This is a genomic window from Ruegeria sp. BC1, assembly GCF_056539305.1.
Map to the genome: position 1 here is coordinate 157,157 of NZ_JBQFUT010000006.1, position 23,408 is coordinate 180,564.

The window sequence follows — 23,408 nt, forward strand, 5'->3', positions numbered from 1 at the left end:
ACCTACCGAACTCGAAAGCTCTGCTAGGTTTGATCTTGCCCCGGTACGGCCAAACTCGGCCGCTAGTCACCTAATTGTTGAAAATGTGGCTTGGAACTTAGGCAAGATTTTGGCGCAAAAGAACCAATTGTTGGGAAATGGGCGACGATGTCGCCCATTTCTGGTTATTATTCACTTTCGTCGCCCGTAGCTGTGGACTCGATATAGCTTTCTCGTGTCGCACTCTCGACGTACTCGCGATAGATCACTTCGGCGTACTTGCCGTCCAGAAGTTGACCTTTGCGATCCACAAAGCCTGACACCTCAGTTACCGTACGACGGTTACGGCGATCTCTGTTCGGAGTATCGATGAGAGGCCGTGATTTACCGAAGGAAACAACCGCTTCCAGACGGGAACGCGAGATGCCCTGCTGCGTCAGGAAGGCGACGGCAGCATTTGCACGCCGCTGACCCAGAGCTTTGTTGTACGCGGTTGAGCCAACTGCATCGGTATGCCCGTAAACACGGAACCGCGCTTCTGGGAATTGTTTGATCCAGTCAGCCTGGCGCAGAAGAATTCTGCGTGCGGACTCATCCAACTGAGAGCTGTTAAAGGCAAAGTTGATCTGTACCGGTACTTCGGCCGCGAATCTTTGGCCGAGGATTTGGGCATAGGTCAATTCTCCGTTCATGACCTGTACGTTGTTCAGGGTCGCATTGCCGAAGGCGCCTTGGTCGACTTCGTATCCGGCCTCACGCGTACACGCGGTGACAGCGACCGAAATACCCAGTGCTAGCATCCACTTTTGCATTGGTCCTATCCTCCTAATCATTCTAGGACGTAGCCGTATGAGCTACCGAAATCCTGCTTGGCGACTTCCGCTGCTCCACCGGTGCCTGCGCGAACGGTGCGTGCAGTTTTGCCGTTGATGAACAGATCGAATTCGCTGGGCGGTTTGACCCGGTCGGTCGGCAGTGCAAGTGCTTCGCCACGTGTCGGGGACACGAGATGTGCCGTTACGATGACGACCAGCTCAGTCTGTTCGCGTTGGTACTGCGCGCTGCGGAAAAGAGACCCAAGCACCGGAACGTCGCCCAGCCATGGAATCTGGTTGTTCAGGTCAGCAAAGTTATCCTGAATCAATCCTGCGATCGCAAAGCTTTCACCATCTCGCAATTCAACAGTCGTCTTGGTCAGGCGAGTGATGAAGGTCGGCACGTTGTTACCGGCAATGGTGAAATCCGAGCTGTTGTCGATGGTCGATACGGATGTTCCCATTTCAAGGTTGATAAGGTCACCGTCTACAACGCGCGGGGTGAACAGCATCTGTACACCGAAGGCCCTGTATTCAATGGCAATATTGCCGTCATCCGCGGGGACGGGGATGGGAACTTCGCCACCGGCAAGGAACTCAGCTTCCTGACCCGAAAGGGCTGACAGATTGGGTTCTGCCAGACTGCGTGCAAGACCTTTGGCCTCAAGCGCTTCTAACAGCAGGCGAACCTGTGTCGATCCGGCGCCAAAACCAAACAGGATCGCGCCCGTGTTGGTCTGCTGAAGCGGGATATTGTTGTTCAAAGCGTTGTTCAGAGCACCTTGCGTGTTCAAGGTGTTGAAACCACCGGTCACATCGCTGCCTCCGAAGCCAAGCGATGCGGTCAGGCTTTTGGCAACCGACCGGTTCATCTCGGCGAACCGGACTTTCAGCATAACCTGCTGTACGCCACCGACTGACATCAGATTCGAGACACGCTCTGGCGCGTAGCGTTCGGCCAGCTCCAGAGCCCGCGCCAGCTTGGCCGAGCTTGAAATTGTACCCGAAAGTACAATGCCATCATTTGCCGTGCGCACTTCGATGGGTTCGGCCGGCAGAATCTGCCGCAACCGTTCTTTGAACTCGGAGACATCCGGCGAAACGCGAACCCGGACGTTCGCAAGCAGATTGCCAGCACCGTCAAACAGGGTCAGCGTGGTCAGGCCCGGAGCCTTACCAAGTACATAAATAGTGCGATCAGAAAGCGAGGAGATGTCAGCGATGCCAGCATTTGCAATGCTGAGTTCCGCGAACGGTTCTTCACTCTCAACAACTATTGCGCGGTTCATCGGAACGTCCAGCGTTTCCGCTGTTCCATTCTTGACCACGCGAAGTGTTTCAGCCCAGGCGGTCGTGCCGACCGGACCAGTTACAAGCGCCAACCCAAGTAGGGTTGCGCTAATCCAGGAACGTATTTTCATGTGACCTGCCTCTCCGATCACGCCTCGTTTGGGGTCTAGTGCCCTATGATGAATTACCCTGCGCGAATTACGAATTTATTGCAATAATCAAGGGTTTCTGGAAGTTTCCTTATGTGGGGAATGCGCAACATCCCAAACGAAACAAGCCGCGCACTGGGCGCGGCTTGTATAGGTAAATCCCTGATTTAACGTCAATTTGTGCAGGGTATTTCCGTTTTTACGATCTCTCCGCCACGTCGCGTATTCACGGTGCAGACTTTCTCTTCGACTTTGACCGGAGCGGGCGCGGTCTCTTTGAGGCCGAGTAGTTTTTGCTGGTCAATCTCGATTGCAGTTGCCACCGTATCATCTTGAACGCCAACCAAAGCCAGGGACAGTCGTCCGGTGTTTTGAGCCTGCGCCAGCGCAGCAATTTGTTCCGGTGTAGCCGCGACCGTGACCGTTCTGGCAATTGTCGCGCCTGTCAGGTCGCTCCCTGCAGTCTGGTCGACGGCGATAAGTTCGATATTGGTTTGAATCAGCTGGGTGATTTCGTTGCCCCGGCCTTCAAAGCCACCTGTTACTTTGCCTGTCCAATACACATCCACACTATCGCCTGGGCGCAAGAAGCCTGACACGCCGGATGCGACGTCAACGCTGATAGCAAAGGCACGTTTACCTTTTTCAATGCGAGACGTCAGGCCAGCTGACTCCCCAGGTTTGGTGACTTTGACGGCGAGCAGAGCCTCGTCCTTTTCCATAGCGCGAAGAACGAATCGGTCACCTTTGGCGTTTTCAGGAAACAGTACGGCCATATCCAGAAATGTTCCTTCTGGAATAGCATCTTCGGGCCAGTTTACGATTCGAACGTCTTCGGCAAGTAGGCGCTCTCCGTATTTCAGAGAGCGATTCGAAACGATGACCCCAACGGTTGGGACAGACTTAACGTTGGCCAAAGCGTCTTGCGTGGCTTGGCGTTCGCGGGCGAGTTGAGCCTGATGCTGAACGATGTAGTCGCGCGCCAAATAGACGGCTCCGCCAGCCAAAGCTACTCCGACAATCAGGACAAGTCCAAATACTGCACGCATTCGCGCCCCCTCTTATTTATTTCAGTACTTCTGCCGCATGACATGCAGCATCGATTGCTATGTACGTAAAAGCGAATTGTGTCGAAATGGGGGACAATCCGAGAATTTTTTGGCATCCGTGCTTTTCCGGACAGCCCAATGGGTTCTCTGTCTAATCGCCGCCAGATTCAAAATTCAGATCCACGACATCAATTGCGGACAATGCGTTACCGGTTTGGGTGTCAACATGTCTGATCGGATCGATCAAATTCAGCAAAATGATGGCGCCAAAGCCAACGATGACGGCAGTCAACACAACCCAGTCGACGGTAACCGCACCATCTTCCCGTGATATGAACTTCTTAAAATCTCTCATCATGGGAATCCTTAAGAATAAGGTACAAAAAAAGGGGGCGCGTTCTTTCGAGCGCAGCCCCCTTACGAAACTCTAACCAAACTTACGGGGTCGGGCCCGAGTTCGGTGCAGTTACAACGACGCCGGTCAGGGCGCTGTCGATGTCGCCAGCCAGATCATCAACACCGCTGCTAACTTGTGTCCATGCTACTGCTGCCAGGCCCACAACGGCTGCGGTCAGAACGACCCAGTCTACTGTTACGGCGCCGTCTTCGTCTTTACGGAAGTTCTTGATGAACTTGATCATGTTACGTCCCTCCTAAAGGATCAAAAGTAATCTAAACCTCGGCGTCTTTCAGAGCTTCGTCTCTCAGTCCGCTCCCGACCGTCTCGGTATGGCATTATGTTTGACGGGTAGGCGTGGCAGGAATTGGGCCAAACACAGTTTTTTTGCGCTGTCGTTTAACTTTTTGATAGTTTTTCTCGTAAGTACCTGAAAATAAAATGATAAAAAGTTGATCTAACTTGTGGTCACTCATGCGGTCGATGCAAAATTGCGCCAAATGAGGCGAAATTGCCCCATTTCACCGTGTTTTTCTGGCTTTGCCGTCGAATTCGGGGTTCAAATCCAACAAAAGAAAAAGATGAGGCGGGCAAAATGAATCTCCGGGATGCAATGACTTGCGTCTGTGTATTGGCGTTGATGGTGTCTGGGGCTGCTCCCGTGGTCGCGACCGAGATCGAGCCGAGGGGCGTCTATAAGAGAGTGAAGCCACCAAAGCCAGGCGCACGTCCAAAGATTACTGTTCAGATTACTCCTGAAGAACATGCAGCGGCTCCGTTTGCGCCCAGTACCGGTGCCGAGATCGTTATACCGGACATAATTGCGCGAACCAAAGTTGTGCCACCCAGTGTGTCGGGGACAGGGCCTCAGAAGAAACCCGTAGGATCATACAAGGCATTTTGGGACACGATCTCACCTGCGATGGCCGAGGCGCGAGCCGGGCGTTTGAATGACGCTATAAAAGCCTTGGCTGCGATCAACGTGGCTTCTCCGCGGCTACAAACCCTTCAGAACATAGCGCAGCAGCAAGGGATCGAGATTCTACGTTCGACCGTGGGAACAAATGTCTCTCCCGCGTTGGTGCTGGCCGTGATTTCGGTGGAATCGGCAGGTCGTGCGGATGCGGTCAGTTCTGCCGGTGCCCAAGGGTTAATGCAACTGATGCCCGCGACTGCGAAACGATTTGGGGTTCAGGACAGCTTTCAGCCGGCCCAGAATATCTCGGGCGGTGTGAAATACTTGAACTGGTTGATGGAAGAGTTCGGCAACGACCCGATTCTGGTGCTGGCCGGGTATAATGCGGGCGAGGGCGCGGTGCGCAAACATGAGGGCGTACCGCCCTATGCGGAAACACGGGACTACGTACCCAAAGTTCTTGCGGCGTTTCAGATCGCCCGGGCCTTATGCTCGACGCCGCCCGAGTTGATCACTGACGGATGTGTGTTCCAGACACTGAACTAGGAAAGGCCCACCTGCTTTGGTGGGCCTATCATTATTTCTGGCTTAGTTAACGATGTTGGCTTCGGTGGCAGCGCGAATTTCGTCTTCGGTCACGCCTCCCGCGATCTCGATAATCTTAAGGCCGCCTTCGACCACATCCAGCACGCCCAGATTGGTGATGATGCGGTTTACAACTTTCTTGCCGGTCAGCGGCAGAGTGCATTTCTTCAGCAGCTTGGATTTGCCATGCTTGTTGGTGTGATCCATCACCACGATCACGCGGCCCACGCCAGCGACCAGATCCATCGCACCGCCCATGCCTTTAACCAGCACCCCGGGGATCATCCAGTTGGCCAGATCGCCCTCTTCATCAACTTCCATCGCGCCCAGAACGGCAGCGGCGATTTTGCCGCCACGGATCATGGCGAACGAGGTCGCGCTGTCGAAATAGGCTGTGCGGGACAGTTCGGTGATCGTCTGTTTGCCTGCGTTGATCAGGTCGGGGTCTTCTTCGCCTTCGAACGGGAAAGGGCCCATACCCAGCATGCCGTTTTCGGATTGCAGGGTGATGTCCTTGTCACCCACGTAGTTCGCCACCAGCGTCGGAATCCCGATGCCGAGGTTCACATACATGCCGTCTTCCAGCTCTTGTGCCGCGCGGGCGGCCATCTGATTGCGATCCCAGGGCATTATGCGTCCTCCTTCTTGCGGGTGGTGCGCTGTTCGATGCGCTTTTCGTGGCTGCCCTGAATGATGCGATGCACATAAATGCCGGGCAGGTGAATCGCATCCGGGTCCAGGGAACCGCGTGGGACGATCTCTTCAACTTCAGCAATACAGATTTTGCCGCAGGTCGCGGCGGGCACGTTGAAGTTGCGCGCGGTCTTGCGGAAGATCAGGTTGCCGGTGTCATCGGCCTTCCAGGCCTTGACGATGGCGAGGTCGGCAAAGATACCTTCTTCCAGAATGTAGGTCTCACCGTTGAAGTCTTTGTGCTCCTTACCCTCGGCGATCACCGTGCCGACGCCGGTTTTGGTGTAGAAACCGGGGATACCTGCGCCACCGGCGCGCATCCGCTCGGCCAGAGTACCCTGAGGGTTAAATTCCAGCTCCAACTCACCGGCCAGGTACTGGCGCATGAACTCGGCATTTTCGCCGACATACGAGCTGATCATCTTTTTGACCTGCTTGGTCTGCAGCAGGATGCCGATGCCGAAATCGTCCACACCTGCGTTGTTGGATGCAAAAGTCAGGTCCTGGGCACCCGCGTCCTTGATCGCCTCCAACAGCAGTTCGGGAATACCGCACAGGCCAAAGCCACCTGCGGCTATCATCATGCCATCCGTCAGCACCCCATCGAGCGCTTCGGCGGCATTGGCATAGATTTTCTTCATAAAAAAACTCCCCCAATGACATGGTGTTGGGCAGGTTGTGCCGCCACGTCACGGGGAAGTCAATGAAACCGGGCAGGGGGTGGTATTTCTACCTAACCCCTTTTACGTGGCCGCTTTCTTGGTGGTCTTCTTCGCAGCCGCCTTCTTTTTCGGCGCGGCTTTCTTTTTGGTGCCCTTCTTGGACGCCTTTTCGTTGGCCAGTTCCACCGCCATTTCCAGCGTCACGTCTTCGGGCTTGATGTCCTTGGGCAGCGTCGCGTTGACCTTTTCCCACTTCACATAAGGACCGTACCGCCCATCCAGAACCTGAATAGCGCCGCCATCGGGATGTTCACCCAATTCCTTCAACGGCTTGGCTGCTGCCCTTCTGCCACGTCCAGGGTTGGCGCGCTTTTCGGCCAGCAGTTCGACTGCCCGGTTCATGCCGATCTCGAACACATCGTTGGGGTCCTTGAGATTGGCGTAAACCGGTTTGGCCTCATCCGGCAACTGATGCATCAGGTAGGGTCCAAACCGCCCGAAATTCGAGCTGATCATGCCGCCCTCGGGGTGCTCACCGATCTGGCGGGGCAGAGACAGCAGGGTCAGCGCCTTGTCCAGATCCATGTCATCCTTGCTCCAGCCGCGAGGCAGCGAAGCGCGCGGGGGCTTCTTGTTCTCGGGCGTGGCTTCGCCGCGCTGGACGTAAGGCCCAAACCGACCGGATTTCAGCCAGATTTCATCGCCAGCATCCTCACCCAGCAGACGTTCTTCGCCTTCGGCCCCTTCGCCGGCGATGGGACGAGTATAGGTGCATTCCGGGTAATTGCCGCACCCGACGAAACCGCCCGTGCGCGAAGTCTTAAGGTGCAACTGGCCGGTCCCGCATTTCGGACAGATCCGCGGATCGGACCCATCCTCGCGCGGGGGATACAGCTGCGGTGCAAGGGCTTCGTCCAACTTGTCCAGAACCTCGGAAATCCGCAGCTCGGAGGTTTCTCCAATCGCGGCCGAGAAATCGCGCCAGAATTTGCCCAGCAGGTCCTTATAGTCTCGATCACCGGCACTGACATCGTCCAGCTCTTCTTCCAGGTTGGCGGTGAATTCGTACCCCACATATTGCCGGAAGAAGTTCAGCAGGAAGATAGTAACGATCCGGCCTTTTTCTTCGGGAATCAGTCGGTTCTTGTCCTTGCGCACATATTCCCGATCCTGAATCGTGGTCACGATCGAGGCATAGGTCGATGGTCGACCGATACCCAGCTCCTCCATCCGCTTGACCAGCGTGGCCTCGGTATAGCGCGGCGGCGGTTGAGTGTGGTGTTGCAGGGCCAGAACGGCTTCGTTGTCGGACAGGATCGCGGCCTTGTCGTCCGTTTTGGTGACCTGTTCCTTCAGCGAGGTTTTGGCAAACGGGGCAGGATCGCCCTGCGTAATCTGCGGCAGGCGCTTGTCATCCTCATCAGCGACGTCATCGCGGCCTTCTTCGTAAACGCGCATGAAGCCGTCGAACAAAACCACCTGACCCGTGGCGCGCAGGCCGACCTGACCATCGTCGCTGCCGACTTCAACCGCGGTGCGCTCCAGCCGGGCGGCGGCCATCTGACAAGCGATTGTGCGTTTCCAGATCAGGTCATACAGCTTGCGCTGATCCTCATCCGTGACTTTCAGTGCTTTGGCGTCGCGTGACATATCCGTCGGGCGGATACACTCGTGAGCTTCCTGCGCGTTCTTGGCCTTGTTCTTGTACATTCGCGGGCTTTCTGGCACGTAGTCTGCGCCATAACGATCCGCGATGGCGTCCCGTGTGGCGGCCACGGCTTCGGGGGCCATGTCGATGCCGTCTGTCCGCATATAAGTAATGTAGCCAGCCTCATACAGCCGCTGCGCTACCTGCATCGCATGGCGCGCGCCCATACCAAACTTGCGGCTGGCCTCCTGCTGCAGGGTCGAGGTCATGAACGGCGCGCTGGGGTTACGGGCAGCTGGCTTGGCTTCGACTGAGATAACGCTAAGCGCACGGCTGGTGATCGCCTGAACCGCCAATTCTGCCTGCGTTGCGTTCGCCAGATCGTGCTTGTCCAGTTTCTTGCCGGCCAAAGTGACCAGACGCGCCTCATAGGTCTGGCCGCGCGGTGTTTCGAATACGGCCTTGACCGACCAGTATTCTACCGGTTTGAAGGCCTCGATTTCCATCTCACGTTCGACGATGAGGCGCAGGCAGACTGATTGCACCCGGCCTGCTGATCGGGCACCGGGCAATTTACGCCACAAAACCGGGGACAGGTTGAAACCCACCAGATAATCCAGCGCGCGGCGGGCCAGATAGGCCTCGACCAGCGGCATGTCGACCTGACGCGGGTTCTGCATCGCTTCGGTTACCGCGTCCTTCGTAATCGCGTTGAAGGTGACGCGGCTGACCGGCGTGTCCTTCTTGATCGAGCGTCGTTTGGTCAGCGCCTCCTGCAGGTGCCAGCTGATCGCCTCGCCCTCGCGGTCAGGGTCGGTCGCGAGGATCAGGGCGTTGTCCTCTTTCAGCGCGTCGGCGATGGCCTTAACATGTTTGCGGCTGTCGTTGCCGACCTCCCATTTCATTGAGAATTCGTGCTCGGGATCAACCGATCCATCCTTCGGGGGCAGATCGCGCACATGGCCATAAGACGCCAGAACCGTGTAGTCGGGGCCGAGATATTTGTTGATTGTTTTGGCTTTGGCCGGGGATTCTACAACAACTACAGGCATTTAAGGGGAAACCTCGCTCGACGGATTAGGCGCCTTCTATGATCGTGCAAAATGGGGAGGGCAAGAGCGAATTGTCAATGCGTTCCTTTGATTCCCGATAATTGGCCGTGATTTCAGCGCCATAAACGTCAAATTTTCGTCGAGCCTTGCCGATCAGGCCGTCAGTGACAGCAAACCACCGGGCTGGCGTTGGATACGCCCGTCGAGTTCAAGTTCAATCAGCGCCGGGCCGATTTCACCCGCAGTGCCCGAAATATCCCTGATCAACTGGTCTTCGGCAATAGGCGAAGGCCCTAGCCGGGACAGGATTTCATTATGTAGCGTGGCTCCCATTGGATAGGCGGTTGGCGCCACGTCAGGCTGGGGCTCAGCCTCAATCAAATTTGTTTGCTGCTGCGGTAGCGCCTCGATCACGTCGTCGACGGACCGCACCAGTGTGGCTCCGTCCCGGATTAACATGTTGCACCCGGCGGCACGTGCATCAAACGGGTGACCGGGCACGGCCAGAACCTCGCGCCCTTGATCCAGCGCGTCCCGCGCTGTAATCAGGCTGCCGGACTTCGCAGCGGCCTCAACCACCACCACCGCTTGTGCCAGCCCCGAGATGATCCGGTTGCGGCGCGGGAAATGCCGCGCTTGCGGAGTTATTCCCATAGGTTGTTCTGACAGGCGGAGGCCAGATGTGGCGATATCGTGTGCCAGATCGGTATTTTCCGCTGGATAAATGACGTCAACACCGCCAGCCATCACAGCAACGGTGCCAGTTTCCAACGCCGCCATATGGGCGGACGTGTCGATACCACGCGCCAACCCCGAAACCACAACGTACCCCTGTTTTCCAAGTTCGGTGGCCAACCCTCTGGCCATTCGTGCGCCAAGCGAGGAACAGTTGCGCGCGCCAACCATCGCGACCGACCGGCGTTTTAACAGGGTCACGTCGCCAATCGCCCACAGCATCGGCGGTGCATCGTTAAGGTCGTTCAAAGCGTCAGGGAAATCGGAGGTCCCAAGGCACAAAAGCCGCGCGTTTGCCGCTTTTGCGGCCCTGAGTTCCGCCTCAATCACGCCGGTCGGGCAAATTTCATACCCTTCGATTCCGGCAGCGCGTGCCATTTCCGGCAGCGCGGCCAGCGCGTTCTGCGCCGAGCCATGTTCCCGCAGCAACCGACGAAATGTCGCCGGGCCCACCTTGCGAGAGCGCAACAGACGAAGCCAGGAAAACCGGTCCTCTTCCGTGGTGGGTGGGAGTGTGGGGTGATTGGAAGAAAGCTGCTCTTCGGTCATCCGATGCTCCGCCTGATTGCAGAACTGGTTTACGACTGCGGGGGTTAACAGCTTCTGAATCGCAACAAATTTTTCGGATTATTTCGCGGTTCGTTATCTGGGAGTCTTGTAGACAATTGAAAATAAAAAACAAAAAACCATATCAAGCGATTTCCAAAAAAACGGGATGAGGCAGAAAACACTCTTTCGTCAAAGTCCGGCGTTAACTCTGTGCTTCGACGAAAGAGTTTGATTCTCACCTAGGCAGCTGAACCTCCGACGGTCAGGCCATCCATCAGAACCGTGGGCTGACCAACCCCTACCGGCACCCATTGCCCATCCTTGCCGCAGGTGCCCATGCCCGGATCCAGCTCCATGTCGTTCCCTAACCCGCGAATACGCTTAAGTGCTGAAGGTCCGTCACCGATCAAGGTGGCGCCTTTGACCGGAGCACCGATCTTGCCGTTTTCAACGCGGTAGGCTTCGGTGCAGGAAAACACGAACTTGCCGTTGGTGATGTCTACCTGACCACCGCCGAAGCCCACGGCCCAGATGCCGTCCTTGATGTCAGCCACCAACGCAGCAGGATCGGCATCGCCGCTTAACATGACGGTATTGGTCATACGCGGCATGGGCTTATGTGCATAACTCTGCCGCCGCCCGTTGCCGGTGGGGGCAACACCCATCAGACGTGCGTTCTGGCGGTCCTGCATATAGCCGGTGAGGATGCCATCCTCGATCAGCACGGTGCGCGAACTGGGCGTGCCTTCATCATCCACTGAAATCGAACCCCGCCGGTCTACGATGGTGCCGTCATCCACAACAGTCACACCCTTCGACGCGATCTGCTGGCCCATCAGCCCGGCAAAGGCCGAGCTGCCTTTGCGGTTAAAATCGCCCTCCAGCCCGTGCCCGATGGCCTCGTGCAGAAGAATACCGGGCCAGCCGGGGCCCAGAGCGACCTCCATCACACCGGCGGGGGCAGGGATCGCATCCAGGTTGACCAGAGCAATCCGCAGCGCCTCTCGCGCCTTGTCCTTCCAGTCAGCCGGGTCGATCAACCCGTCGAGCCCGACACGGCCACCACCGCCAGCCGAACCGCTCTCGCGGCGGCCGTTCTGTTCGACGATGACCGAGATGTTCAGCCGGGTCATCGGGCGTACGTCACGCACGTGCACACCGTCGGGGCGCAGAATTTCGACCTCCTGCACGGCGGCGGCAATGGTGGCGCTGACCTGTACGACACGCGGGTCCAAATCACGGGCAAAAGCGTCTATCTCGCGCAGGGTTTCGATTTTCACAGGAAAGCTGGCGGATTCGATCGGATCTTCATCCGTGTACAGGCGTTTATTGGTAGCCCGCGGCGCATCCGCCAAAGTTCCCCCGCCGTCGCCAACGGCTAACCGCGCCGTTTCAGCAGCGCGCTTCAAAGCGGGAATCGAAACGTCGGTGGAATGCGCATACCCGGCGACTTCGCCTTGTACCGCGCGTAACCCGAACCCCTCGGATGCATCATACGAGGCCGTCTTCAACCGCCCGTCATCAAAGACCAATGACTCGGATTTACGACGCTCGACAAACAGTTCTCCGTCTTCGGCCCCGAACGTGGCAGACTGCAAAACCGCAAGTGCTTCGTCCTGCGGAAGAGCGCGTTCAAATGGGCGAAACGGGTCGTTTGACATCGGTTGGGACCTTTCGAGTTTGATCCAGATCAAAAATAGCGTCTGTTTGACGCAAGCATTTTGCTTTATCTACCCGCAGGAATATGGTTTTTAACGCGGCCAAAGACAACGGGTGAGGTGTGACCGATTCACGCCTTTTCGCCAGGGACGTAAAGATCAAACGATCAGGACAGAAAATGAAGAATGCTTTGATGCTTTCGGGGCTTATGACAGCCCTCTCCAGCCTTCCCGCCATGGCTCAGGAGCTTGAAATTATTGGCAAGCCGGTTGCCGGCGGCGTGGGCTTCCAGCCTTCAGCCACCAGCCTGGCGGACGGAATTCAACGGCTGGACGGGATGATTCTGGTCATCATCACAGCGATCTGTCTGCTGGTCGCGGGCCTGCTGGTTTACTGCATCGTGCGCTACAACAAGCGCGTCAACCCGACCCCGGCGCGATTCTCGCATTACACACCGGTTGAGATCGCCTGGACCCTGGGCCCGATCCTGATTCTGGTCTTTATCGGGGCCTTCTCGCTGCCGGTTCTGTTCAAGCAGCAGGAAATTCCCGAGGGTGATGTAGTGATCAAAGTGGTCGGCAACCAGTGGTACTGGACCTACGAATACGTTGACCATGACTTTGCATTCGACAGCTATCTGCTGGGTCACCCAGCGACGCTGGATGAAGGGTCCCGCCCTGCGGACGCAGATGTGACCCCGTTTGTGCTAGACGACGCGATGCGCGCCAAGCTGGCTGACGCCGGTTACAGCGAGGACGAATGGCTGCTGGCGACGGACACGGCGGTTGTCGTGCCAGTTGGCAAAATCGTTGTGATGCAGGTGACCGCGTCGGACGTGATCCACTCGTGGACCATTCCGTCCTTTGGCGTAAAGCAGGACGGTGTTCCCGGTCGTCTGGCCGAGCTGTGGTTCCGCGCCGAGAAGGAAGGCATCTATTTCGGCCAGTGTTCCGAGCTGTGCGGCAAGGATCACGCCTACATGCCGATCACGGTTAAAGTGGTCAGCGAAGAGGCCTATGAGCAGTGGCTGCAAGGTGCTCTAGACGAGTATGCAGGTCAGCCCGCCGCCTATCAGGTTGCTTCGAACTGATGCGCTACGCGGGATCCATCCCGCGCTTTGAATAAGACAGGCTGCGCGGTCACCGCGCAGCTTTCGCCCCTGAAGGACCAAACATGAGCGACGCAAGCATCAATGCCAGCACCGTAGCCGCGCAGACCCGCGCGGACGAGGCCAGCTTTGGCGATTATTTCGCCTTGCTGAAGCCGCGCGTGATGTCGCTGGTGGTGTTTACCGCTCTGGTCGGTTTGCTGGCCGCCCCGGTTCCGGTGCACCCGTTTGTCGGCTTTTGTGCCATCCTATTCATCGCCATCGGCGGCGGTGCGTCCGGTGCGCTCAACATGTGGTGGGACGCGGATATCGACAAGGTGATGAAGCGCACCAAAGGCCGCCCGATTCCGTCCGGCAAGGTCGAAGAGGGCGAGGCCTTGGCCATTGGGCTGGCCCTGTCCGGGATGTCGGTGATCATGCTGGGGCTGGCGACGAACTGGTTCGCTGGTGCCTTTCTGGCCTTCACGATCTTTTTCTATGTCGTCATCTACACGATGTGGCTGAAACGCTCGACGCCGCAGAACATCGTTATCGGTGGTGCAGCGGGAGCGTTCCCTCCGGTCATCGGATGGGTGGCTGCAACGGGTTCGATGTCTATTGAGCCGTGGCTGATGTTTGCCCTGACCTTCATGTGGACGCCGCCGCATTTCTGGGCGCTGGCGCTGTTCATGCGCTCGGACTACGACGATGCGGGCGTGCCGATGCTGACCGTTACCCACGGTCGCCGCGCGACGCGCTGGCATATTCTGGTCTACACCGCACTGCTGGCCATTCTGGCTGTTGGAACAGCTTTCTCGGACATAGGTGGCCCGGTTTACCTGACCGTTGCTGTGGTAATGAATGCGTTGTTCCTGCGCGGAGCCTGGCAGATTTCCCGCCGGACTGAAGACGACGCAGAGGCCGACAATTTCAAGGTCGAGCGCTCTTTCTTCAAGCTGTCATTGCTCTACCTTTTCCTGCACTTCGGCGCGATACTGGCAGAGGCACTGCTGAAACCCTATGGGCTGGGAGGCTGGTCATGAGCCTGCGTAAAAGCCACGAATTGCATCAGCGGCGGTTCAGCCGCAATTTGGGGGTGGGCCTGACACTGGCTGCCTTTATCGTGATCATTTTTGGTCTGACGATCGTTAAGGTCTCGGGCACGGACTTCGGAATGGCGACTCAAGAGGTGCAGAACTAATGGCGCTGTCGGGCCCTCAGAAGACCGTCGCTCAGACGGTAGGTGTGGTTGTCCTGATGGGCAGCCTCGCGTGGGCCGCTGTTCCGTTTTACGACTGGTTCTGTCGCGTCACTGGATTCGGCGGTACGACTGGTGTGGCCGCACAAGCGCCTGAGGACATTCTTGATCGTACGGTCACCGTCCGTTTTGACGCCTCCAAAGCCAAGGACATGGCATGGGAATTCAAACCCGTTGAGCGCGAGATGGAAGTACGCATCGGCGAAACCGGGTTGGCGTTTTATGAGGCTTTTAACCCGACGGATCGCCCGATTGCCGGTCAAGCGTCGTATAACGTGGCACCCTATTCGGCAGGTGGGTATTTCCAGAAAATCGCCTGTTTCTGCTTTGAAGAGCAGGTGCTGGAGCCCGGCGAACGGATTCAAATGCCGGTAACTTTCTTCGTGGATCCCGAAATGGTCGAGGATCTCGAAGCCAAATATGTGCATACGATCACTCTGTCGTATACATTCTACGAAATTGACCTGCCCGAAGGCTATGCCGCCTTAGAGACGCAGGCTGATACAAACACGAACTAACGCCTGTAGGTGAGGGACGCTGATGGCACACGCAAAAAACCATGATTATCACATTCTGGCCCCGTCGATTTGGCCGCTGATCGGCGCGATCGGTGGCTTTGTGATGCTGTTCGGAGCCGTCCTTTGGATGCACGGGATCACCCCGTTCATGTTCTGGGCTGGTCTGGTGGCCGTCCTGTATACCATGTTCGCCTGGTGGTCCGAAGTTGTGGCCGAAAGCCGTGCAGGTGATCATACTCCGGTCGTGCGCATCGGGTTGCGTTATGGCTTCATCCTGTTCGTTATGTCCGAAGTTATGTTCTTTTTTGCCTGGTTCTGGTCGTTCTTCAAACATCGCATGTATCCGATGTACGACTATGCCGGCACTGAATACATTCAGCCGGACATCCACGCGGTTGACCCGTTCCACCTGCCGCTGATCAACACTCTGGTCCTGTTGCTGTCGGGCTGCGCGATCACTTGGGCGCACCACGCGCTGGTGCACGACAATGACCGCAAGGCGCTGATCAATGGTCTGGCTATCGGTATCGTGCTGGGTCTCGCATTTACCTTCCTGCAGGCGTTTGAATACTACGAACTGCTGGCGCATGAGGGTTGGGAGTTTGGCGGCGACCAGTTCTACTCGAATTTCTTCATGGCCACTGGTTTCCACGGCGCTCACGTAATCATCGGAACAATCTTCCTAAGCGTTTGTCTGATCCGGGCTTTGCGTGGAGACTTCACGCCAGAGAAGCACGTCGGATTTGAGGCGGCAGCCTGGTACTGGCACTTCGTTGACGTTGTCTGGCTGTTCCTGTTCTTCGCCGTTTACATCTGGGGCCAGGCTCCGCTGATGTAAGCCGGACGGGCTGATCAATTGCAAAAGCCGCCCTTTGGGGCGGCTTTTTCTCTGTGCGGGGCGCTAGATTGCGCCCGATACAATTGGGTGGTTGCATTTACGTTGGCTCCCCCCTTAACAAGACGCCGGTTTCTGCAACGAGGTTTGGCATCGCCATGCGCCGCATCCTGTTCCTGCTGATATTTGGTATTGCCGGTCTGGCAATCCTGTTGTCGCTGGGTTTCTGGCAGACACAGCGTTTGGTGTGGAAACAGGGAATACTGTCAGAGATCGAAGGTCGTATTGCAGCCGAACCGCTGGGTTTGCCAGAGGCTATCTCGGCTGAGCACGACAAGTACCTGCCTGTCACACTGTCTGGTGAGATGGAGCCGGGTGAAATCCACGTTCTGGTCTCGGTCAAACAGGTTGGGGCGGGGTATCGCATTATCCAATCCTTCAGCACCGAAGGTCGGACGATTTTGGTGGACAGAGGCTTTGTGCCGACAGTCGCCAAACAGGTTGATCGACTGACGGGGCCGATGGAAGTAACTGGTAATCTGCACTGGCCGGATGAAGTCGACAGCTACACGCCCGCGCCTGATATTGATGACAACATCTGGTTTGCCCGCGACGTACCCAATCTGGCGGTTGCATTGGGGGCCGAACCGGTGCTGCTAATCGCCCGCTCGCAAACTGATCCGGGCATCACGCCTCTGCCGGTGGACACGGCGGGTATTCCCAACGATCACCTGCAATATGCAATCACATGGTTTGGTCTGGCTCTGGTCTGGGCCGCGATGACCGGCTATTTCCTGTGGCGCACCCGCGTCCCTTCAAAGAGTGAAGAGCAATGAAATATATCTCTACCCGTGGGCAAGCGCCCGAACTGACATTTGAAGAGGCGATGCTGACCGGTCTGGCCCGGGACGGTGGCCTGTACCTGCCTGCTGAGATCCCGGTGATGTCGCAGGACGAGATCGCCGCGCTGGCTGGTCTGCCCTATGAGGAAATCGCCTTTCGCGTGATGTGGCCCTATGTCAGTGGGTCGTTTGCTGAGGATGAATTCAAAGAGATCATCGCCCGCGCCTATGAAGGCTTCGGCCACGACGCCCGCGCGCCGTTGAAGCAACTGAACGAGAACCACTTCCTGCTCGAGCTGTTCCACGGCCCAACGCTGGCCTTCAAGGACTTTGCCATGCAACTGATCGGTCAGTTGTTCCAGGTGGCCCTGAAGCGTCGCGGAGATCGCGTGACCATCGTGGGTGCCACCAGCGGCGACACCGGATCAGCTGCGATTGAGGCATTCCGAGGCCTGGATGCTGTAGACGTGTTCATCTTGTTTCCGCATGGGCGGGTCTCCGAGGTGCAGCGCCGCCAGATGACGACGCCTGCGGATAGCAACGTGCATGCGCTGGCCGTGGATGGAGATTTTGACGATTGCCAGGCCGCGCTCAAGGATATGTTCAACGATTTCGACTTCCGCGACGGTGTAAAACTGGCCGGTGTGAACTCGATCAACTTCGCGCGGGTACTGGCGCAGATCGTCTACTATTTCTCGGCCGCCGTCAGCCTCGGTGCTCCGCATCGCAAAGTCAGCTTTACAGTGCCGACCGGAAACTTCGGCGATATCTTTGCGGGCTATCTGGCCAAACGTATGGGGCTGCCGATCGACCGTCTGGTGGTGGCGACGAACCAAAACGACATTCTGCACCGCTGCTTGAGTGGGGAGGGGTATTTTAAGGGCGACACCATCCCCTCGATCAGCCCGTCGATGGATATTCAGGTCAGCTCGAACTTCGAACGCGCGTTGTACTATGCCTATGGCGAGGATGGCGGTGCGGTTGCGCAGTTGATGGATGAGCTGAAGAACGGTGGCTTCAATGTCAGCCAAGGCGCGATGGAGGCACTGCGCGAGAGCTTTGACTCGGGCCGGGTATCAGAGGATGAAACGCTGGCGACGATCAAGAATACGCTGGTCCATAGCGCCGAGCTGATTTGTCCTCACACCGCTGTTGGTGTCAAAGTGGCTGAGGAACACCGTGCCGCTGATGTGCCGATGATCACGTTGGCCACTGCGCACCCGGCGAAATTCCCGGCAGCGGTCGAGAAGGCGAGCGGTGAACATCCGCCTCTTCCATCCCGCATGTCTGATCTGTATGAACGTCCGGAACGGGTGACCCGCATCGCCAAGGACCTGGGCACCCTCGAGGATCATATCAAAAGGCATATTGCTGAGTGACTGTCAGACAAGACCAACTGAAGAACGGCTTTCGTATCGTCAGTGAACATATGCCGGGGCTGCAATCGGCGGCCATCGGCATCTGGGTGACCGCCGGCGGGCGGCATGAGCGGATCGAACAGAACGGCATCGCGCATTTCCTTGAGCACATGGCCTTCAAGGGAACCGAGCGTCGATCCGCGCTGCAAATCGCCGAGGCGATCGAGGATGTTGGCGGATACATCAACGCCTATACCTCGCGCGAGGTGACGGCTTATTATGCGCGCGTCCTTAAGGATGACGTTGCGCTGGCGATGGACGTGATCGGCGACATCGTTCTGAACCCCGTCTTCGATCCGCGCGAGATTGAGGTCGAGCGCGGCGTGATCCTTCAGGAGATCGGACAGGCCTATGACACGCCTGACGATGTGATTTTTGATTGGTTGCAGGAGCAGAGCTATCACGACCAGCCGCTGGGCCGGACCATTCTCGGCCCGTCCGAGCGGGTCAGTGCGTTTTCCCGTGAAGACCTGTCTGGTTTTGTGGCAGAACATTACGGTCCTGAGCAGATGATCCTGTCCGCAGCTGGGGCTGTGGACCACGATGCGTTGATGAAGATGGCCGAGGAGATGTTTGGCCATCTTCAACCGCGCAAAGGTCTGATTCCCGAAGCTGCTCGTTTCACAGGTGGTGAGGCACGGCAGGAGAAAGAGCTGGAGCAGGCGCATTTTGCGCTGGCACTGGAAAGCCCGGGCTATCGCGACGATGCGATATATACAGCGCAGATCTATTCGACGGCGCTAGGCGGTGGCATGTCCTCACGTTTGTTCCAGGAAGTGCGTGAAACGCGTGGGCTTTGCTACACGATCTTTGCGCAGACCGGCGCCTATGCCGATACAGGGACGACCACGATTTATGCTGGAACGTCCGCTGATCAGGTTGCAGAACTGGCGACTATCACCATCGACGAAATGAAACGCGCCGCCGAGGATATGAGCCCGGAAGAGGTTGCCCGTGCGCGTGCCCAGATGAAGGCAGGCATGTTGATGGGGCTGGAAAGCCCGTCGAACCGCGCCGAACGTCTGGCACGGTTGGTGCAGATCTGGGGACGTGTACCCTCGCTCGAGGATACGGTTGCCAAAATCGATGCGGTCAGCACCGAAGATGTGCGCGCTTTTGCGGAACGGATGGCAGTGCAGGCCCCTGCGGCGCTGGCGCTTTATGGTCCTGTCTCAAGTGCACCAACGCTGGTTGAACTGCAGGAGAGGCGTGCGGCGTGATGCTGTTGGGCCGACGCAAGCTGAAACTCGAAACCGAGCGGTTGAGTCTGCGTCCGCCTGTCCATTCCGACTTCAACGATTGGGCGGCTCTCCGCCGCGCGTCCAAAGCATACTTGACCCCATGGGAGCCGATCTGGGCCAAGGATCATCTGAGCCGGAAGGCCTTCACCAACCGGGTTTATTGGGCGCAGCGTTCGGTGGCCAGTGGCACGGCAACCCCGTTGTTCCTGTTTCGGCGGTCTGACAATGTTCTGGTCGGTGCGATCACGCTGGACAATATCCGTCGTGGCCCGGCGCAGGCGGGAACGTTGGGCTATTGGACGGGGCAATCCTTTGCGCGGAACGGGTACATGCGCGAAGCCATCGGTGCAGTCGTCCACTACGCATTTACCCGACTGGACCTGAGCCGGATCGAGGCGGCCTGTCTGCCGGAAAATACGCCTTCGCGCGGGCTTTTGGAAAGCTCGGGGTTCAAGTACGAAGGTGTGGCGCAATCCTACCTGCAGATCAACGGGCGCTGGCGGACACATGTGCTGTATGCCAGCCTGCGGTCGGATCGGCGCGGCAAAACGGACGCGGGGTAGGTGGCTCTGCCGGGACGAGGGGGCTTTGCCCCCAAACCCCTGTGAATTTTGCAGCTAGATGAACAAGGGAGATGACTTGAGGGCGGCTTGCGCTAAACTCATCTCATGCGTTGGGTAGTTGCGGTATTGATGTTGATCTCGGGCGGGGCGATGGCTCAGGAGCGGCGGCCGAGCCATTGTGTGGCAATCGCCGATGCCGCGCCAGGTATAGAATATATCCAGAAAGCCGCCTGGACGGACCCAATCCCAGAGTATTCGGTGCGGATCAGCTACATTGCTCATGCGTCGTTCCTGATCCATACGCAGGGCGGATTGAGCGCGGTGACCGATTTCACCGGCTTTATCGGTAGTGCTGATCTAATCCCCGATATTGTCACCATGAACCATGCCCACAGCACCCACTGGACTGCTCACCCGGATCCGGCCATTCCCCACGTTTTGCCTGGATGGGGCGATTTTGGGCAGGGAATCGAGCACTACCTGGATTTGGGTGAAATGCTGGTGCGCAATGTCTCGACCGATATTCGGTCCGCCTATGGCGGGGTGGAGGAGCGTGGCAACTCGATTTTTGTGTTCGAGGTCGAAGGACTGTGCATCGGCCATCTGGGTCATTTGCATCATGTGCCTTCCGACGAGCAATTTGCGGCCTTGGGGCGGTTGGATGTGGTGATGGCTGCGGTGGATGGGGGTACGACCATGCCGCTGCCAGACATGATCTCGGTTCTAAAACGGCTGAAAAGCTCTGTTATCATCCCGATGCACTGGTTTTCCGGGTTTTCGCTGGACCGGTTTCTGGTCGATATTCGCAATGATTTCCCAGTCGAGCGCGCGGGTGTGTCTGAAATCACGGTGTCCCTGCGCACGCTACCGGACAGGCCGACGATCGTTGTGCTTGAGCCCCAATACTTGATTGATCTGGAATAGGGCTTGTCGAAGAGGTCCGGCTTGGGCAAGGAAAAGGCATGACACTGAATTCTGCCGATGAACGTCTTGCCCACCTTATCCATGCCAAATTGGGCGATGATATTCTGCGGCCCGTCACTGAACGCTATCTGGAAGAACCGCGTCGCCGTTTTTTGGGGCAAGCGGGGCTCCTGGCTCTGCCACGCACGGTTGACGAGGTTTCTGCGTTGGTTCGGTTGGCATCGGACGTGCGCGTGCCAGTGGTTCCGTACGGCGGGGGCACCGGGCTGGTAGGCGGGCAGGTGAAGCCGGATGGGCCGGCGCCGCTGTTGGTTTCGCTGGAGCGTATGACGGCGATCCGGGCCGTTTATCCAACTGAGAATATTCTGATCGCAGAGGCAGGTGCCATCCTAGCTGAAGTGCAGGCTGCAGCAGAAGAGGCCGTCCGGCTTTTCCCCTTGTCTCTGGCCGCGCAGGGTTCTTGCCGGATTGGCGGGAATCTCGCCACGAATGCGGGTGGGGTGAATGTGCTTAGGTACGGAAATGCCCGCGATCTGTGTCTTGGGCTTGAGGTGGTTCTACCCAGTGGTGAAATCTGGCATGGCCTAAGCCGGTTGCGTAAGGACAACACCGGCTATGACCTGCGCAATCTGCTGATTGGATCGGAAGGAACGCTGGGCATTATCACTGCAGCCGCGTTGAAGTTGTTTCCACGCCCCGAGGCGGTAGGAACCGCGATCGTACAGGTCACATCCCCCGAGGCCGCGATCGAGTTGTTGGCACTGGCCCGCAGCCAGGTCGGCGAAGCGGTCAGCAGCTTTGAACTGATCCATCGGCAGGGGTTGCAATTCCTGTCCGAAGTGCTGCCAGATGTCCGCCAGCCTTTTGCCGCGCAGCCTGAATGGTGCGTTCTGATTGAACTGGGGCTGTCATCCGGGCTGTCGCCATCAGAGGCTCTGGAACACCTCTATGCAGAGGCGGAAAGTTCCGGGCTGGTAGGGGATGCAGTTATCGCGCAGAGCGAGGCACAGCACATGGAATTGTGGGCCGTGCGTGAACGTATCCCCGAGGCCAATCGTCTGATCGGATCGATCTCAAGTCACGATATTTCGGTGCCGATTTCTCGCATACCCGAATTCATCCGCCGGGGGGCGGACTTGGTGGCAGAGTTGGGACCGTTCCGCATCAATTGTTTCGGACATTTGGGAGACGGGAACCTGCATTACAATGTGTTCCCGCCGCAAGGGCGTCGTCGGTCGGAATTTGACCAGCAGCGACAGACCGTCAAAACCGCAGTTCACGACCTCGTGCATGAATTCGGCGGCTCGGTCAGTGCCGAACACGGGGTCGGGCGTTTGAAAACCGATGATTTGGAGCGATATGGCGATCCGGTAAAGCTGGCGGCGATGCGTGCAATCAAATCTGCTCTGGACCCAAAAGGGATCATGAACCCGGGCGCAGTATTAGGGTAACGGGCGCGGCGGGATCACCTTGTCGATGGCATGGGCGTTACCATTTTGCAGGTTCAGTACCGGCCTGAAGGTTGCGACGTGAACGGACGATTTTGCCTTTAGAATGTTCTTGCAACCGAATTGAGGTTAGAGCCCTTCAAACTCGCACAGGACATGAACGTCCATGCCCATTTCCTCAAGAACTTTGCGGCCGCCCAGATCGGGCAGATCAATGATGAACGAACATGAAACGATTTCACCGCCCAGACGCTCGATCAGTTTGATCCCGGCAGCTGCGGTGCCTCCGGTAGCCAGCAGGTCATCGACCACAAGGATTTTCTCACCTGGTTGAATGGCGTCATCATGAATTTCGACGATGGCTTCGCCGTATTCCAGTTTGTAGTCTTGACTGATCGTGGTTCCGGGCAGCTTGCCCTTTTTGCGGATCGGCACAAAGCCGACACTTAGCTGGTGCGCGATGGCACCGCCCAGAATAAAGCCCCGCGCCTCGAGCCCGACAACTTTGTCGATCTGTTCACCCGCGTAAGGGTGCAGCATCTGGTCAATTGCAATGCGAAACCCGCGCGGGTCAGAGAACAGTGTGGTCACGTCCCGGAACATGATCCCTTCATGCGGGAAATCAACGATTGTACGAATGTAATCCTTGACTGACTTGTGTCTGGTCATGGCCAACCCCTTTGGCGTCAAAATACGCTGGGTTTTTTGGCCCATCGGGGTCACCCTTGCAAGGGAAGATTGCCGATGTGCGCACGCGTTTTTCCGAACCGTGCTGATCGCGCAAAAGAATTGGCTGAAAGGGGTGAAGTTTCATTGCCATGTACGCAAATTGTTGTTAGGTGGTCGATATCTACAATTGACATGCAATGCATATACAAAGCATTGCGTGTTGAATCAAAAAGTTGACAGGGGCAAGAGGTGTGCAAATGAAAGACGGTAAGGTTTCCACCAAGAAGAACAGTCAGTTGGTCCTGCGCCTCGACAAGGAAGAGCGCGATGCCTTTGTCGAACTGTGCCGAGAGCTGGACACCTCGGCCGCACGGGAAATCAGGCGCTTCATTCGCGGTTTCATGAAAGAGAACGCCGAGCAGTGATG

Annotated in this window: 24 protein-coding genes; 13 read left to right on the forward strand and 11 right to left on the reverse strand. The window is 57.2% G+C overall.

The window, feature by feature from the left end; all coding sequences use genetic code 11:
- Positions 1–167: 167 nt before the first annotated feature.
- The 5 genes from ACR0IY_RS14080 to ACR0IY_RS14100 form a co-directional block, all read right to left on the reverse strand.
- Positions 168–791 (reverse strand): OmpA family protein, encoded by a 624-nt coding sequence (locus ACR0IY_RS14080; RefSeq protein ID WP_480674313.1) that lies wholly within the window; start codon positions 789–791, stop codon positions 168–170.
- Between the two features lie 17 nt (positions 792–808).
- On the reverse strand, positions 809–2,215 hold the full coding sequence (locus tag ACR0IY_RS14085; protein WP_480674315.1) for a type II and III secretion system protein family protein: 1,407 nt from the start codon (positions 2,213–2,215) through the stop codon (positions 809–811).
- 191 nt (positions 2,216–2,406) lie between these two features.
- On the reverse strand, positions 2,407–3,282 hold the full coding sequence (gene cpaB / locus ACR0IY_RS14090) for a Flp pilus assembly protein CpaB (protein ID WP_480674317.1): 876 nt from the start codon (positions 3,280–3,282) through the stop codon (positions 2,407–2,409).
- Between the two features lie 151 nt (positions 3,283–3,433).
- Complete coding sequence (locus ACR0IY_RS14095; RefSeq protein ID WP_480674319.1) at positions 3,434–3,637, reverse strand: hypothetical protein; 204 nt, start codon at positions 3,635–3,637, stop codon at positions 3,434–3,436.
- An 82-nt stretch (positions 3,638–3,719) separates the two neighbouring features.
- On the reverse strand, positions 3,720–3,923 hold the full coding sequence (locus tag ACR0IY_RS14100; protein WP_480674321.1) for a Flp family type IVb pilin: 204 nt from the start codon (positions 3,921–3,923) through the stop codon (positions 3,720–3,722).
- Between the two features lie 351 nt (positions 3,924–4,274).
- Here ACR0IY_RS14100 and ACR0IY_RS14105 point away from each other — a divergent pair, with 351 nt between their 5' ends.
- Entirely contained in the window at positions 4,275–5,141 is an 867-nt protein-coding gene (locus tag ACR0IY_RS14105) for a lytic transglycosylase domain-containing protein (RefSeq protein ID WP_480674323.1), read from the forward strand.
- Positions 5,142–5,183: 42 nt separating this feature from the next.
- Here ACR0IY_RS14105 and ACR0IY_RS14110 read toward each other — a convergent pair whose 3' ends face one another.
- From ACR0IY_RS14110 to tldD, 5 genes are all read right to left on the reverse strand, one after another.
- The gene (locus tag ACR0IY_RS14110) at positions 5,184–5,810 is read right to left on the reverse strand and encodes a CoA transferase subunit B (protein ID WP_480674325.1); all 627 of its coding nucleotides are present in this window, start codon (positions 5,808–5,810) and stop codon (positions 5,184–5,186) included.
- Entirely contained in the window at positions 5,810–6,514 is a 705-nt protein-coding gene (locus ACR0IY_RS14115) for a CoA transferase subunit A (protein ID WP_480674327.1), read from the reverse strand. Before ACR0IY_RS14115 ends, ACR0IY_RS14110 begins: the two co-directional genes overlap by 1 nt.
- A 102-nt stretch (positions 6,515–6,616) precedes the next feature.
- Complete coding sequence (topA, locus tag ACR0IY_RS14120) at positions 6,617–9,235, reverse strand: type I DNA topoisomerase (RefSeq protein WP_480674329.1); 2,619 nt, start codon at positions 9,233–9,235, stop codon at positions 6,617–6,619.
- Between the two features lie 153 nt (positions 9,236–9,388).
- Positions 9,389–10,519, reverse strand: coding sequence for a DNA-processing protein DprA (gene dprA / locus ACR0IY_RS14125; protein WP_480674331.1), 1,131 nt, complete (start codon positions 10,517–10,519; stop codon positions 9,389–9,391).
- A 239-nt stretch (positions 10,520–10,758) separates the two neighbouring features.
- Positions 10,759–12,180: a metalloprotease TldD gene (gene tldD / locus ACR0IY_RS14130; RefSeq protein ID WP_480674333.1), complete on the reverse strand. Its 1,422-nt coding sequence runs from the start codon at positions 12,178–12,180 to the stop codon at positions 10,759–10,761.
- Positions 12,181–12,356: 176 nt separating this feature from the next.
- On the opposite strand from tldD, the gene coxB reads away from it, so the two are divergent.
- From coxB to ACR0IY_RS14185, 11 genes are all read left to right on the forward strand, one after another.
- The gene (gene coxB / locus ACR0IY_RS14135; RefSeq protein ID WP_480674335.1) at positions 12,357–13,268 is read left to right on the forward strand and encodes a cytochrome c oxidase subunit II; all 912 of its coding nucleotides are present in this window, start codon (positions 12,357–12,359) and stop codon (positions 13,266–13,268) included.
- Positions 13,269–13,351: 83 nt separating this feature from the next.
- The gene (gene cyoE, locus ACR0IY_RS14140; RefSeq protein ID WP_480674337.1) at positions 13,352–14,308 is read left to right on the forward strand and encodes a heme o synthase; all 957 of its coding nucleotides are present in this window, start codon (positions 13,352–13,354) and stop codon (positions 14,306–14,308) included.
- Complete coding sequence (locus ACR0IY_RS14145) at positions 14,305–14,466, forward strand: hypothetical protein (RefSeq protein WP_170744440.1); 162 nt, start codon at positions 14,305–14,307, stop codon at positions 14,464–14,466. The genes cyoE and ACR0IY_RS14145 overlap by 4 nt, the downstream gene beginning before the upstream one ends.
- Complete coding sequence (locus ACR0IY_RS14150) at positions 14,466–15,041, forward strand: cytochrome c oxidase assembly protein (RefSeq protein ID WP_480674339.1); 576 nt, start codon at positions 14,466–14,468, stop codon at positions 15,039–15,041. Before ACR0IY_RS14145 ends, ACR0IY_RS14150 begins: the two co-directional genes overlap by 1 nt.
- Positions 15,042–15,063: 22 nt before the next feature.
- Entirely contained in the window at positions 15,064–15,879 is an 816-nt protein-coding gene (locus ACR0IY_RS14155) for a cytochrome c oxidase subunit 3 (protein WP_480674341.1), read from the forward strand.
- 155 nt (positions 15,880–16,034) lie between these two features.
- Entirely contained in the window at positions 16,035–16,712 is a 678-nt protein-coding gene (locus ACR0IY_RS14160; RefSeq protein WP_480674343.1) for an SURF1 family protein, read from the forward strand.
- The gene (thrC, locus tag ACR0IY_RS14165) at positions 16,709–18,097 is read left to right on the forward strand and encodes a threonine synthase (protein ID WP_480674345.1); all 1,389 of its coding nucleotides are present in this window, start codon (positions 16,709–16,711) and stop codon (positions 18,095–18,097) included. The genes ACR0IY_RS14160 and thrC overlap by 4 nt, the downstream gene beginning before the upstream one ends.
- Positions 18,094–19,356, forward strand: a complete 1,263-nt coding sequence (locus tag ACR0IY_RS14170; protein WP_480674347.1) for a M16 family metallopeptidase — start codon at positions 18,094–18,096, stop codon at positions 19,354–19,356. Before thrC ends, ACR0IY_RS14170 begins: the two co-directional genes overlap by 4 nt.
- Positions 19,356–19,940, forward strand: a complete 585-nt coding sequence (locus tag ACR0IY_RS14175) for a GNAT family N-acetyltransferase (RefSeq protein ID WP_480674557.1) — start codon at positions 19,356–19,358, stop codon at positions 19,938–19,940. The genes ACR0IY_RS14170 and ACR0IY_RS14175 overlap by 1 nt, the downstream gene beginning before the upstream one ends.
- A 105-nt stretch (positions 19,941–20,045) precedes the next feature.
- The gene (locus ACR0IY_RS14180) at positions 20,046–20,864 is read left to right on the forward strand and encodes an MBL fold metallo-hydrolase (protein ID WP_480674349.1); all 819 of its coding nucleotides are present in this window, start codon (positions 20,046–20,048) and stop codon (positions 20,862–20,864) included.
- Between the two features lie 38 nt (positions 20,865–20,902).
- Complete coding sequence (locus ACR0IY_RS14185; protein WP_480674351.1) at positions 20,903–22,315, forward strand: FAD-binding oxidoreductase; 1,413 nt, start codon at positions 20,903–20,905, stop codon at positions 22,313–22,315.
- A 126-nt stretch (positions 22,316–22,441) separates the two neighbouring features.
- On the opposite strand, the gene ACR0IY_RS14190 is transcribed toward ACR0IY_RS14185, so the two are convergent.
- Complete coding sequence (locus ACR0IY_RS14190; RefSeq protein ID WP_480674353.1) at positions 22,442–22,981, reverse strand: adenine phosphoribosyltransferase; 540 nt, start codon at positions 22,979–22,981, stop codon at positions 22,442–22,444.
- 257 nt (positions 22,982–23,238) lie between these two features.
- Here ACR0IY_RS14190 and ACR0IY_RS14195 point away from each other — a divergent pair, with 257 nt between their 5' ends.
- Positions 23,239–23,406: a hypothetical protein gene (locus tag ACR0IY_RS14195; RefSeq protein WP_480674355.1), complete on the forward strand. Its 168-nt coding sequence runs from the start codon at positions 23,239–23,241 to the stop codon at positions 23,404–23,406.
- Positions 23,407–23,408 lie beyond the last annotated feature (2 nt).